The sequence below is a fragment of the Vibrio sp. T13N genome (assembly GCF_032970445.1).
Taxonomy (GTDB): domain Bacteria; phylum Pseudomonadota; class Gammaproteobacteria; order Enterobacterales; family Vibrionaceae; genus Vibrio; species Vibrio diabolicus.
On sequence record NZ_JAWJYE010000004.1, the window covers coordinates 303077 to 315929 of the forward strand.

Genomic DNA, 12853 nt, shown 5'->3' on the forward strand with positions numbered 1-12853 from the left:
CACATGGATTTAAAAACTCTCCCAGCTCTAACCGTGTTATCTGATAACGTTACTGTCGTTGAAATTGATCAGGTCAAAGTAGTACGTGTTATTCATGAGAAAGCGACAGCAGGCATCTCCTTACATGGTGGTCACGTTGTTTCGTTCACTCCTGCTGGTCATGAAGATTTGATTTGGATGAGCGAGAAGGCGATTTTCGACGGGAAAAAAGCCCTGCGAGGCGGCATTCCCGTTTGCTGGCCATGGTTTGGGCGTATTGCAGCACCGGCTCATGGTTTCGCACGTACTGCTGAATGGGAGCTGGTTGAACATCGCGAGAACGATAACGGCGTGATTGTTGAACTTGCTCTGTTCCCGACAGAAGAAATCCACGATATTTGGCCACATATGTTTGACGCTCGTTTGGTGGTTGAAGTTGGCGATGAGCTAAAAGTGACACTCAAAGTCATGAACATCGATGACGAAGCTTGGACCTTCTCTGGCGCGTTACATACTTACCTAAACGTTGGAGACATTAAGCAAGCACAAACGACAGGCATGGGTGCCGAGTACATTGATAGCTTGAAGGCTGATGCGGTATGCCAAGGTGGTGATGTTCTGCAACTCACTGACACCATTGATCGCGTTTACACGCAACCAGAAGCGAAAATTTTGGTAAAAGATCCGGAACTGAATCGTACATTAAGCGTGGAAAACCATGGTCATAACTCCGCGGTACTTTGGAACCCTTGGGCAGAAGGTGCACAAGGTATGGCAGATATGGCTGACGATGGTTACCAAACCATGCTGTGTGTTGAGTCTACTGTTCACGCTCCAAGTATCGAGCAAGGTAAAACGCTCCAGCCAGGTGAGACTCATGAACTTGTCACTGTAATTTCAGTGCAGTAGTTGTAACCAGCTCAAAGGTCGGGGATACCCGGCCTTTTTTGTAATAAAAGCCCCACTTAGATGGTCCTCTCTCAACTAACTTATTGGTTATTAGTCACTTTTGACTATTTCATTAATAAATATCAAAAAATTCGATCATATAAACCGATAGCATGCCGATACAAAACTCATAAATAATAAAAATATCAGGAACTGATCTATGTTAGAGAGATACCGAAATCAAAGTGTCGGATTCCAGTTAAAGCTGGTTATCACTTTGTGTCTATTCATTGCTTTCAGCAGTATTGCTGCGCTTGTTTACCGTAACGCTTCCGATGTTCTATTGGAAAGCACCCTTAAAGAGCACCAATCTAAAGTAGAGTCGATGGCTAAAACCATTGCTGGCCAATTCGATGCTTATCTGCATACCGCTAAAGTGCTCGAGTCCACTTTTCGTAATGGTTACCTTGCCGGTGTTTATGTCGAAAACTATACCGTTGATTTCATGGGTCATGAAATACCAAACATCACTCAATACAGTGAAAGCTTAATTAACGACACAAAGCTGGTCGATAGCTTCACACGTGATACCGGTGCTATCGCGACTTTATTCGCGCCTTTGGGAGATGACTTTATCCGTGTATCTACCTCACTAAAAGATCCTCAAGGTCAACGAGCAGTGGGAACCACGCTAGGTCTCGACCACCCAGGTTATCAGCAACTAAAAGCTGGTCAGCCATATTACGCTCAAATAAAGTTGTACGGCGAACGCTACATTACCTATTACTCTCCAATTAAAGATGCTACAGGAAAAGTTGCAGGGTTATCGTTTATTGGTTTGCCCGTAGATCAAGCAACACAAACGCTATTCGATGCGCTAGAAGAGATTAAATGGGGCGATACTGGCTATACCATCATTGTCGACAACGACGACAACAATCTTGGTAAGTACCTACTCCATCCGACCAAAAGTGCAACCGACCCTTCAATCACAGAAGTTCGTGACTACGAGGGTAACAAGCCTTTCCATAAAATTTTTGAACAAAAGAGCGGATTAATTCTCTACCCTTACCAATTCGGCTCAACAGTCGGCGAAAAGTACTTAGTGTTTACCGAAGTACCAGGCTGGAACTGGAAACTACTGGGTGGTACGTTCATCAAAGAAGTAACCAAAGGCAGTGATACACTACTCAAACTTATCGCCATCATTTCTTCGGTAGCGGCAATCATTACTTTTGTTGTACTGACACTTTTCTTGAATCGCAGCTTACAACCTCTGACCGTTCTAAACTCCTATATGACTCGCTTGGCGGGCGGCGAGGTCAACTTGAACGTCCCATCGTCTCGTAAGGCATCAAAAAATGAAATTACGAACCTGAATACGGGTGTCGCCAGCATGGCAAGTCAACTCAATGAACTTGTTGGTAAGATCCGTTCCACAAGCGACTTAGTAGAGAGCAACTCCACCAGCGTTGCCAATGATGCCCATAGCAATTTAACGCAAGCTGACCGCCAACAAGAAGAAGTAGAACAAGTGGTAACAGCAATCGAAGAGATGGCCTCTTCTGCTCAATCGGTTGCCCAACAAGTCGAAAGTATTGCGGAAAACGTACGCTCAGCGAATACCGATAGTCAATCTGGTCTCGCGATTGTTGAAGGCGTATGTATCGATGTTGCTCAACTCAACGATCAGTTAGATCAATCAGCAGCGGCTATCGAGCAAGTCAATCGCGATAGTGAGAGTATTCAAACCGTCACGAAGATGATTGATGAGATTGCAGAGCAAACCAACCTACTTGCGTTGAATGCAGCCATTGAAGCCGCACGAGCAGGTGAGCAAGGTCGTGGCTTCGCAGTTGTAGCAGATGAAGTGCGCACACTTGCGCACCGTACACAAAGCTCAGTTCAGGATGTAGTTGAAATTATTGAGAAGCTAAAAGGCTCTACTCATAATGCAGTTAATATGATGACTGACAGCCAACGCAGTGCCAATCAGGTCTTAGACAAAGCACAAGACGCGGGTACAGCATTAGAAGCTATCGCAGTACAAGTCCAGTCGATAGCGTCTCAAGCCGACGCCATTGCTGCGACCTCAGAAGAGCAAGCGCAAGTATCCCAAGAAATTGCTGCAAACGCCCATTCTATCAGTGAGCTAAACCGAGAAAGCCGCGACACCAGCGCGAAAACCTCGCAAAGTGCCATTGAACTGCAACAACAAGCTCGGAACTTGAAAGAGCAAGTCGACTTCTTCCACTAATACTGAATATGAGCCGATTCCATCGGCTCTTTTTGTTTCACTTGAGACCACGCTTTTTGATAGAATTTGCCGCCCTACTTTCTGTTCGAGATCGTCATGAACTATCAATGCCCTTTATGCCACCAAGCTCTAGCGTTAAATGAAAAAACGTTTAAGTGCGAAAACAATCATCAGTTTGACTTAGCAAAAGAAGGCTACGTTAACTTGATGCCAGCGCACCACAAACGTTCTAAAGATCCTGGTGACAATAAAGAGATGATGCAAGCTCGTCGTCGATTCCTTGAGGGGAATTACTACAACCCAATGCGCCAAGAGGTTGCGCACCTGTGTGCGAAATACACAGAGGGAACCGATCATCAATTATTAGATATTGGTTGCGGCGAGGGTTACTACACGGATCAAGTGCAGAAAACGATACAAACGCAAACGGACGATGCGACGATATATGGATTGGACATTTCAAAAGTTGCGATTCGTTATGCGGCGAAGCGCTACACACAGTGTCACTTTAGCGTCGCTTCTAGCCATCGGCTTCCTTTCGCGAATGAATCCTTAGATGCTATTTTGCGCATTTATGCCCCTTGCAAGGCAGAAGAGCTTCAGCGCGTTGTAAAAGAGAACGGTGTGGTCATCACGGTGACACCTGCAAGCAGTCACTTATATCAACTACGTGAACGCATTTATCAAGATGTTCGTCTTCACAGTGAAGAGCCAGAACATATTGAAGGATATGAATTAGAGCATCAACAACATCTTAACTATGTTATGAATTTGAAGGACGGGGCCGCATTCGATTTATTGCAAATGACGCCATTCGCATGGAAAGCAACCGATGCACTTCGTGAAGAGTTGAAGTCCGCTACACTCTATCAATGTGAGGCTGATTTTATGCTACGCGTATATCGCAAAAAGTCCACTCAGTAATAATAGTGGCAGGCAACAAACGCAAATAGTTATCATTTATATTGATTCATTGCTCAGCCTCCATTAATATCATCCGGACATTTTTGGAGGCTTTTCAATGCGCTTTTCTATTTTAAGCTTGCTCTTTGCTGGCTTACTTACTGGTTGTTCTTCTGTTCCATCAACCAACTCTCACCCTACCTCTGCGGAAGTCACTACTTTTTACGACTACCAACTTTACACCCCTTCTGGCGAGCACATCGCTCTAAGCGAACTACCAAAAGAGCTGCAACAAGCAGATGTCATTCTTATTGGTGAATGGCACACACATGCTGGCGTTCATCGCTTTCAAACCGATATGCTCAAACAACTTTCATCTTATGGCCGCCCACTCGCGTTATCAATGGAACAATTTACCCGCGACAAACAACCTGTTGTTGACGCTTACCTGCGTGGGGAAATCGGTGAACAGTACTTGATGAAACAAGCCAATGCTTGGCCCAATTATGAGAGCGACTATCGCCCTCTCGTTGAGTTTGCTAAGCAGAAAAATCTCCCGGTGATTGCAGCGAATGCACCAAAGGGCATTGTCCGATGTATTGGTCGACAAGGGCTAGATTACATTAACAAGCTCGATGATGATCAGCGGATGTTCATTGCACAAGCCATCAACACTGGTAGTAGTCCGTACAAAGAAAAGTTCATGGCATCCATGCATCACGGTAAGCCAGAGCAGACGGAAAAACAGTTTGCAGCTCAAGTTACTTGGGATGAAACTATGGCGGAATCTATCGTTAGCTACCTAGACGACAACCCAGGCGCTCAGGTTCTCCATGTTGCGGGCAAGTTTCACACCGAGCAAGGGTTGGGTACGGCTGCATCCATCTTAAGCCGCAATCCGAGCTTAAAAGTGGTTGTAATTAGCCCAACAGATAATGTGCTTGCTGATAATACTGATTATCAGTTAGAGGTTCTTGCACCACCAGTACGGTATGTACAAGATGCTCACCGCATGGCGGCATATCAACACCTCACTAAGCGCAATAGCGACCTTCAATGTAAGTAGCTGGTCTTCAATTTAAGTTACTGCCTTTTAGTTGCGCGTAGCATCACACTGCTCCGAGTTCATAGAATGACAACGGTCTGCTTCCTGCTGGTCTATTTTTTGCTAATGATCACGAATATAAACCAGAAGCGGCAAAAGCAGACCTGTTTTTATCCAAATAGCTTCAGAAATAGACTTTGCCGCCGATAGTAATATAACTGCTTTTTACCGCACTCAGTGACCGAGTGTCGATGTTCCAAGGAGTATTCGATGAATCCAGTAGGAAGCACTTCTGTTAATAACTATGCCAAACAATCTGTCGCCTCTAAGCAAACAAGTATTGCACAAGAGGAAGGCAACGCTTCGCCGCTAAAAGTCGAACACAATAAGGTGACACTGTCTACGGAGGGCAAAGCGCTCCTCGCCGCTCTGCAGCAAATCGAACACGACAGTAAGAGAGTAGAAGCAGAAGATAAATCTGTTGGTGAAAAAGTGGAATCCTTTACACATGGCGCACTTGGCATGGATCACCCTGACAAAATCGAGGAAGAAGAAGACGGCTCATACTCTGCGGGTCAATACCTTTCTGCAGCCCTCACTGTCGGTGGCATCATATTAGCGTTGGTCTAATAATCGTTACGACAATAAATCCTATTTGAATAAATCACTAACTGCAGCCCATAATTTGATACGTCAAAGAACGATATGTCGTAAACGTAGGTTATATACTCCTCAATTCGACCGCTCTTATGACCTTAGAACGCATACTCGTTTATTGCTCCCTAAACTAGGTTTCTTGTGAAGGCACTGAATGGATAACTTTAGTCCATGCTTTCAACTCCTAAGCGTAATCCAAGCCCACGTTTGTGGGCTTTCTTCTTTCTAAATTCACAAACGTTAGAGGTTGATTCACTTTTTCTACAAACCCAAGCAAAGACGACAATTTAGTTAAACTTTTATTACCGACACAAAATCGTCATAAATCATTGTTTTAATGCCAGCGCTTTTAATAAACAAGGAAAATATAATGAAGCGCTTAGTATCTCCAATCGTTACCGCAGTGGCAGCATCAACCCTCTCTTTTAATGCACTCTCGGCCGAAATCAAAAACGTTATTTTGATGATCGGCGATGGCATGGGGCCTCAACAAGTTGGTCTACTAGAGACCTACGCCAAACACGCACCTAACTCGATTTACCAAGGCGAAACTACCGCTTTGTATAAACTCGCTCAAGAAGGTGTGATTGGATCATCACTGACTAATCCAGAAGACGCGATTGTCGTCGACTCTGCGTGCTCCGCAACGATGCTAGCAACAGGAATACCTACCGCTTCTGAAGTCATTGGCATTGATAGCCAAGGCAACCACGTTGAAACCATTTTGGAAAAAGCCAAAAGCAAAGGTAAGGCTACGGGTCTCGTCTCTGATACACGTATGACTCATGCAACGCCAGCCGCATTTGCCGCTCATCAACCACACCGTTCTCTAGAAAACAGTATTGCGGCGGACATGCTAGAAACTGGCGTTGACGTGATGATGTCTGGCGGACTTCGTCATTGGATTCCAAAGTCGACAAACGACAAGGGAGAGACATACGAGCAACTTGAAAAGCTCACTGAAGGTAATGTCTACCTAAAGTCGAAACGTAAAGATGAGCGCAACTTGCTTACTGAGGCGCAAGACCAAGGTTACAACCTGGCTTTCAGCCGCGATATGCTCACACAAGCTAAAGGTGACAAATTACTTGGACTTTTTGCTTACTCGGGCATGAACGATGGTATTGCCTACAGTCAAAGCAAAAACGATCCAAAACGTACGCAGCCATCACTGAAAGAAATGACCACCAAAGCGATCGACATCCTTTCAAAAGACAAAGACGGCTTTTTCTTAATGGTTGAAGGCGGTCAAATTGACTGGGCTGGCCACAGTAACGATGCGGGTACGATGCTGCATGAAATGATCAAATTCGACGAAGCGGTAGACTCGGTTTATGAGTGGGCAAAAGGCCGTGATGACACACTGATCATTGTTACCGCTGACCACGAGACCGGTTCTTTCGGCTTTAGTTACTCATCAGCAAACTTGCCTAAACCGCAAAAACGCGACGGCGAAGCATTCAAAAATCAAGATTACGCGCCAAACTTCAACTTTGGTCAGTTCGAGATCCTTGATGGTTTATACAACCAAAAGAAAAGTTACTACGGCATGATCAGCGAATTCCAAGCGCTTGATAAGAAAGCTCAAACACCAGAGAAGTTTGCGGAAATCGTGAACGCAAATAGCGATTTTTCGATTACGCCTGAGCAAGCTGAACGCGTATTAGCAAGTAAACCAAATCCATACCGACTCGCTGGACACAAATACTTAAGCGAAGAGAACGTTCCTACAATCAATGACTTTGATGCGTTCTTTCCTTACAACGACCGTGGCAACTTGCTAGCGCGTGAACATGCAACAAAGCAAAACACAGTATGGGGAACGGGTACTCATACGCATACCCCAGTCAACGTATTTGCTTGGGGGCCGGCAGAAACTATCCTTCCGGTATCAAAAATCATGCACCACTCTCAGTTAGGTGAGTACTTAAAGCAACAAATCAAATAATCGGCTTGCACTTACTTCACGACTCGTGATGTTCAAACGCTCTCGTAAGGGAGCGTTTTTTTATACATGAAAATAGTTGACGTTTTAAACAATAAACCTCAATAATTATAGGTCTTTGATTATATGAATGAAGAAAATGTGCGAAATATTTGCTAAGCAGCCCCAAGACAACTATCAGTTCATCACCCGCTCTATCCGTATTGATGGTCACGCCACAAGTGTAAAACTTGAAGCGAGCTTTTGGACGATTCTTGAGGAAATTGCTAACGCTCAAAACATGACTGTTCCTAAGTTTATTAGTACGGTCTATCAAGAAGCGCTCGAATACAATGGTGAAGTAAACAACTTTGCCTCCCTACTCCGCTGCGCCTGTCTCACTTACGCTCGCCAGCCTAAAGAGACGATTCGTCAAGCACTGACACAACTAAACACTTAATAACAACCAACCGCTGACCAACCTACCAATAACCTTCATAAGCTATGCAACAGAGTTGTAAGCCATTGAGCATGTTCTAATTTGTCGTACTAGAGTACTACCCAGACTCCTTTTGAACTCGCTAACCTATGCGGACTATCAAGGAGTACCCATGACAAAAATGATTCACACCATGATCCGAGTCAGCGATCTGGACCGTTCTCTACAATTTTACCGCGACGTACTTGAGCTAGAAATCAAAGACCAATACATCTTTGATGGTTTTTCTCTGACCTATCTAGCTAACGAAGAAACTGGCTTTGAATTAGAGCTAACACACAATCACGATCAAACTGAGCCTTACACTCACGGCTCAGGCTACGGTCACCTTGCTGTCAGCGTAGAAGACATCGAACAAACTCACAAACGCATTAAATCTCTCGGTATTGAAGCGGGTGACATCAAAGCTTTTGATCACCAACAAAAGCATTTGGCAACGTTCTTTTTTGTGACTGATCCTGATGGTTACAAAATTGAGTTCTTACAACGCCAAGGGCGTTACCTATAACAAAAAGAGTAAACATCATGATTCACTTGACTGCTACCTTTCAGGCACAACCGGGAAAAGAACAAGAACTGAAAGCAGTGCTCACCCGAGCACTTGAACCCACTCGCAATGAGGAAGGTTGTGTTCGTTATCAGTTATTCCAAGATAAAGACAATGCGTGCCACTTCGTTTTTCAAGAGCAATTTAAAGACCAACAAGCGTTCGATCTTCATGGTAAAACAGAACACTTTTCTCTTTTGATTAGCCAAATCGACAACTTGTTAGAATGCGAACCGAAATTGGCGTTCTTTAACGAACTGTAAAAACACCGCTTAATGCAAATAAAAAGGCACTCTTTACTAGAGTGCCTTTTCGTACTGTTGTGGCTGTGATTACGCGTCTTGCTTCTCTACCATGTGCAAATGCACATCTTGTTGTGGGAAAGGAATCGAAATGCCTTCTCGGTCAAAGCGCAGTTTCACTTCTTTTGTTACATCCCAATACACGTCCCAATAATCATCAGTTTTTACCCAAGGACGAACAATAAAGTCTACAGATGATGTGTTTAACGTATGCACTTTGATCATCGGCTCTGGTGTACGAAGTACTGCAGGGTGAGAAGTAATGATATCAGACAGCACTGACTCGGCTTTCAGCAAGTCATCCGCATAGCCAATGCCAAACACCATATCCACACGGCGAATGCGCTCGTGTGTGACGTTCTTAATGACATCTCCCCAAATTTTACTGTTAGGTACAATAATAATTTGGTTATCAAACGTACGGATTGTGGTGTTCACCAAGCTCATATGGCTTACCTTACCATCCACGCCACCAGCATACACAAAGTCACCAACATCAAATGGGCGGTAAATAAGCAACATCATACCCGCCGCGAAGTTGGACAAGGTGTCTTGTAAGGCGAAGCCGATAATCACACCAGCAATACCAAAACCGGTTAGGATCGGTGCTAGGTTCAATCCGAGCTGAGATAGGCCCACCATGATACCAATCACCCACACGAATTTGCCGGACATTGAGATAAAGAAGTCCTGCATCAAGTGTGAGAGTTTTAAGTTTTTCGATGAAACCGCCTTGCTGACCACTTTGCGCGTTAACTTCGCAAGCCCACGAGCTATCAATAAAATCAGCGCAAATACAAACAACTGGAAAATGTGCTGCGGCGCATTTTCGGCAAACCAGTCTAGTGCAGAGTTGGACCAATGGCTCAGTATTGACCACACTACTTTGGTATTCAGCAAGTCGTGGGTGATATTCCCTGTCACTTCGAAAATTTGGCGTTTGTATTCGGACGTTTCTAAACCGACTTTATCGCCAATCGAAATTAAATTGCGTAGGCTTTCCGTCGCAATATTCAGTCTTTGTTTAGTAATAAGCTGACTTAGCTGCAGTGACGCTTTTTCCGATTCAGGGCTTGACGAAAGTTGAGAGCCGATGATTTCACTTTGCTGGCTCAAGTACTCAATTGAGGCAGACAGCAAACGCATACGTTTATCAACTTTATCCTTTAGTTCCGCTTCTGCGCGCTCATTTTGAGCCCCTAACTCTTTCAGCCAAGCAAGGTTTTGCCAACTTGAATCGAAGCTGACATCGAGGTAATGCTGTAACTCTCGGTAATCATTAACAAGAGCAAGTTTCTCTTCATCCTTGGCTTTATTTAAATCTTCAACGACTTTCTTTATTTTTTCCGACAGATAGTTCGTGGCGTCCTCAGAGTATTTTTCCTGCTTTTTAACCAAGGAGATCAATTTGTCACGAGGGATAGTTTCACGTTCAATCGCTGATGCTAACTGACTTCTTAACTCTTCATTTTTTTGGAACAGCTGTAGTTGAAGCGCGTCGCGCTCATCACCACTCGCTTGCGAGAGACCTTGGGATAAATCCACAATTTCTCGATTCAAGTTATCAATAGAAGTTTCGGCAGCAGAGGGCTCTGGCGTATCCTGAATATCTTTCGCATTGATGACCATAGGGGCCATCATACCGAGGATGAGCGTGAATAATGCCACCCAAGATGTCAGGCGTATTTTCTGGGGGAAATGAAACGTCATGTTTACCTCTTAGGGAACAATTCTGATCAAAACGACCAAAAATAGAAGTGTAAAGCCTTGAAATTATATACCTAAGTTTACAACACTAAATAATAAACTGAGCAGCATTTCGTTAGTTAGGCGTCAAAGTTGAGAAACCCAATAACAAACAAGCCTTTCATTATTAGATGAAAGGCTTGTTTACATTTAACTACGGGCGACTGGGGTGATTCAGAATGTGGTCTTCCCAATCCACCACATCAATCTCGTATACCACTTTATTGCGGACACTTTCGCCCGCCGCGTGCATCGCAGATTTCGAGCCCGTAATCAACGGATGCCATTCTGGTAAAGGCTGCTTTTCAGCCAACAGGCGATAAGCGCACGTATGCGGCAGCCAAGTAAAATCGTCGATGTCTTCGCGCGTCAGCTTGGTGCACTCTTCACCCGAAGTAAAACGATTTGGGTAATCCTTACAAGAACACGTTTTGCTATTTAGCCAGCTACAGGCCACATTGGTGTAATAGATTTCGTCGGTATCTTCGTCCATTAGCTTATGCAGGCAACATTTACCACAACCATCACAGAGAGATTCCCATTCCTCTTCTGTCATCTGCTCTAACGATTTACTTTGCCAAAATGGAGTGCTCATACTTCAGGTCTCACCAAGGGAATTTAGGGGGCGATTTATACCCCTCTCGACGCAAAAGTTCAAGTTTTGAGAAGATCTCGAATCATTCACACATAACAGTAGAGATATTCAACTACTTTCGCTTTACTGTTCTATCCTTAAACGAGTTTCCATTACTCAATTGATCAAGAAGGCATTAAGGAGTTTTCATGGGTATTATTTCTTGGATTATTTTGGGCTTAATCGCCGGTGCACTCGCAAAATGGCTCATGCCAGGAAAAGATGGGGGTGGCTGGATTGCGACAATGCTACTCGGTATTGCTGGGGCGTTTGTCGGCGGCTTTCTTGGCGGTATTCTGGGTTTCGGCGGGGCAACTGGCGTAAATATCGGTAGCATCATCACCGCAACGCTAGGCGCATTTATTCTGCTGTTTGTTTACAACCGCTTCTTGAGATGATCACAACGGTTTAGAAGCCAAAAGGAGCACTCTATTGAGTGCTCCTTTTTATTTTTTCTTAGGCGACTCTTCCAATCCACGTCAAAATGACCATAATTGCCCCCTCAATTTTTAAGAGGTTTACATTATGGATTGTCGATTAGGATGCGGAGCTTGCTGTATTGCGCCAAGTATCTCTTCACCGATACCTGGAATGCCCAAGGGCAAACCAGCAGGTGTTCGTTGCGTACAACTCAACGATGATAATTTGTGTAAGCTGTTTGGTAAGCCTGAGCGCCCTAACGTTTGTCACGATTTTAAACCGTGTCCGGTTGTGTGTGGCAAAACCAACCAAGAAGCGCTCGACAACATCACTGAGCTAGAGCAACTTACTTAATCTATTCAGAGCCCCCGTTTAGTCGTTACCAAGCTCTCGTAAGTACAAGTAGATGGTATCGCGCGAGATGCCAAGATGGTTTGCAACCATTAAAACAGCATCTTTGTATTTAAAAATGCCTAAGCCGTGCAGTCGCGTCACCAGTTCACGGTTACGTTTAGAAGGCGCAATGGCTTCATTTTCCCACACTTCTGTTTGTACGGTTTCTATCGTGCTGATGATGGTTTCATCGATATTACGCGCAAACGTTTCTGGTGATCGAGCGCCACCAACACAACACTCGGTGTGTTGCTGAGGCAGCATTGCCTTTAAAAATGCCTGCATCGGTGCATCCATATCCACGTTGATACACAGCAAACCAATCGGTTTGTTTTTTGGATTTCTGACAATTGTCGTAATGGAGTGCAAGGTCTTTCCGTTCGACGTTTTCGTCAAGTACGAATCAGAAACGTCCTTGCCCTCTCTTAACTTCATTCTCGCTAAGTTGGTAATTGGGGCACCTTCACTGCGTTCCGTCACGTGCCCATTTGCGATTTTGATGATTTCCGGCGCTTCGGCATCTAAGCTGTGGAGAACCACTTCAGTGTGTTCACCATACATACGTGCAATGCCATCCACGACGTTTTTCATAGAGTTCAAAATATCGAGATCACTCTTGGTGAGTTTCTTTAGTAGCAATGTTACTTCCCTTAGCAAAA

At 44.4% G+C, this 12853-nt stretch carries 14 protein-coding genes; 11 read left to right on the plus strand and 3 right to left on the minus strand.

All coding sequences use genetic code 11. The annotated features are described in order from the left end of the window. Nucleotides 1-3 precede the first annotated feature (3 nt). From R2S67_RS08955 to R2S67_RS08995, 9 genes are all read left to right on the plus strand, one after another. Nucleotides 4-888 (plus strand): D-hexose-6-phosphate mutarotase, encoded by an 885-nt coding sequence (locus tag R2S67_RS08955; protein ID WP_012841555.1) that lies wholly within the window; start codon nt 4-6, stop codon nt 886-888. Nucleotides 889-1087: 199 nt separating this feature from the next. Continuing rightward, nucleotides 1088-3124 carry a methyl-accepting chemotaxis protein gene (locus tag R2S67_RS08960; protein ID WP_317343361.1) on the plus strand — a complete coding sequence of 679 codons (2037 nt, stop codon included), beginning with the start codon at nt 1088-1090 and terminating at the stop codon, nt 3122-3124. Nucleotides 3125-3220: 96 nt separating this feature from the next. Then, the gene (gene rlmA / locus R2S67_RS08965; protein WP_317343362.1) at nt 3221-4048 is read left to right on the plus strand and encodes a 23S rRNA (guanine(745)-N(1))-methyltransferase; all 828 of its coding nucleotides are present in this window, start codon (nt 3221-3223) and stop codon (nt 4046-4048) included. A gap of 97 nt (nt 4049-4145) precedes the next feature. Continuing rightward, complete coding sequence (locus R2S67_RS08970) at nt 4146-5093, plus strand: ChaN family lipoprotein (RefSeq protein WP_317343363.1); 948 nt, start codon at nt 4146-4148, stop codon at nt 5091-5093. A 249-nt stretch (nt 5094-5342) separates the two neighbouring features. After that, a complete protein-coding gene (locus R2S67_RS08975) occupies nt 5343-5702 on the plus strand; it encodes a hypothetical protein (RefSeq protein ID WP_005397250.1) in 360 nt (119 codons plus the stop codon). Between the two features lie 397 nt (nt 5703-6099). Then, on the plus strand, nt 6100-7677 hold the full coding sequence (locus R2S67_RS08980; protein WP_053808796.1) for an alkaline phosphatase: 1578 nt from the start codon (nt 6100-6102) through the stop codon (nt 7675-7677). A gap of 136 nt (nt 7678-7813) precedes the next feature. Beyond that, nucleotides 7814-8113: a ribbon-helix-helix domain-containing protein gene (locus R2S67_RS08985; RefSeq protein WP_031780613.1), complete on the plus strand. Its 300-nt coding sequence runs from the start codon at nt 7814-7816 to the stop codon at nt 8111-8113. A gap of 151 nt (nt 8114-8264) precedes the next feature. Continuing rightward, nucleotides 8265-8660: a VOC family protein gene (locus R2S67_RS08990; protein WP_005397245.1), complete on the plus strand. Its 396-nt coding sequence runs from the start codon at nt 8265-8267 to the stop codon at nt 8658-8660. 17 nt (nt 8661-8677) lie between these two features. Continuing rightward, nucleotides 8678-8962, plus strand: coding sequence for a putative quinol monooxygenase (locus tag R2S67_RS08995; RefSeq protein ID WP_005397243.1), 285 nt, complete (start codon nt 8678-8680; stop codon nt 8960-8962). A gap of 69 nt (nt 8963-9031) precedes the next feature. On the opposite strand, the gene R2S67_RS09000 is transcribed toward R2S67_RS08995, so the two are convergent. Next, nucleotides 9032-10630, minus strand: a complete 1599-nt coding sequence (locus R2S67_RS09000) for a mechanosensitive ion channel family protein (protein ID WP_005397241.1) — start codon at nt 10628-10630, stop codon at nt 9032-9034. 271 nt (nt 10631-10901) lie between these two features. Next, nucleotides 10902-11342, minus strand: coding sequence for a YcgN family cysteine cluster protein (locus R2S67_RS09005; protein ID WP_074191653.1), 441 nt, complete (start codon nt 11340-11342; stop codon nt 10902-10904). 188 nt (nt 11343-11530) lie between these two features. Between R2S67_RS09005 and R2S67_RS09010 the strand changes: the two genes are divergently transcribed. Next, nucleotides 11531-11779, plus strand: coding sequence for a GlsB/YeaQ/YmgE family stress response membrane protein (locus R2S67_RS09010; RefSeq protein ID WP_005397239.1), 249 nt, complete (start codon nt 11531-11533; stop codon nt 11777-11779). Between the two features lie 127 nt (nt 11780-11906). Further along, complete coding sequence (locus tag R2S67_RS09015; protein WP_025574470.1) at nt 11907-12155, plus strand: YkgJ family cysteine cluster protein; 249 nt, start codon at nt 11907-11909, stop codon at nt 12153-12155. 18 nt (nt 12156-12173) lie between these two features. On the opposite strand, the gene R2S67_RS09020 is transcribed toward R2S67_RS09015, so the two are convergent. Next, nucleotides 12174-12833: a transcriptional regulator gene (locus R2S67_RS09020; protein ID WP_005397228.1), complete on the minus strand. Its 660-nt coding sequence runs from the start codon at nt 12831-12833 to the stop codon at nt 12174-12176. Nucleotides 12834-12853: the final 20 nt, after the last annotated feature.

Bases quoted from the DNA above. Each gene is read 5' to 3' on its own strand.
- R2S67_RS08955 (WP_012841555.1), top strand. From the start codon at position 4: ATGGATTTAAAAACTCTCCCAGCTCTAACCGTGTTATCTGATAACGTT.
- R2S67_RS08960 (WP_317343361.1), top strand. From the start codon at position 1,088: ATGTTAGAGAGATACCGAAATCAAAGTGTCGGATTCCAGTTAAAGCTG.
- rlmA (WP_317343362.1), top strand. From the start codon at position 3,221: ATGAACTATCAATGCCCTTTATGCCACCAAGCTCTAGCGTTAAATGAA.
- R2S67_RS08970 (WP_317343363.1), top strand. From the start codon at position 4,146: ATGCGCTTTTCTATTTTAAGCTTGCTCTTTGCTGGCTTACTTACTGGT.
- R2S67_RS08975 (WP_005397250.1), top strand. From the start codon at position 5,343: ATGAATCCAGTAGGAAGCACTTCTGTTAATAACTATGCCAAACAATCT.
- R2S67_RS08980 (WP_053808796.1), top strand. From the start codon at position 6,100: ATGAAGCGCTTAGTATCTCCAATCGTTACCGCAGTGGCAGCATCAACC.
- R2S67_RS08985 (WP_031780613.1), top strand. From the start codon at position 7,814: ATGTGCGAAATATTTGCTAAGCAGCCCCAAGACAACTATCAGTTCATC.
- R2S67_RS08990 (WP_005397245.1), top strand. From the start codon at position 8,265: ATGACAAAAATGATTCACACCATGATCCGAGTCAGCGATCTGGACCGT.
- R2S67_RS08995 (WP_005397243.1), top strand. From the start codon at position 8,678: ATGATTCACTTGACTGCTACCTTTCAGGCACAACCGGGAAAAGAACAA.
- R2S67_RS09000 (WP_005397241.1), bottom strand. From the start codon at position 10,630: ATGGTCATCAATGCGAAAGATATTCAGGATACGCCAGAGCCCTCTGCT.
- R2S67_RS09005 (WP_074191653.1), bottom strand. From the start codon at position 11,342: ATGAGCACTCCATTTTGGCAAAGTAAATCGTTAGAGCAGATGACAGAA.
- R2S67_RS09010 (WP_005397239.1), top strand. From the start codon at position 11,531: ATGGGTATTATTTCTTGGATTATTTTGGGCTTAATCGCCGGTGCACTC.
- R2S67_RS09015 (WP_025574470.1), top strand. From the start codon at position 11,907: ATGGATTGTCGATTAGGATGCGGAGCTTGCTGTATTGCGCCAAGTATC.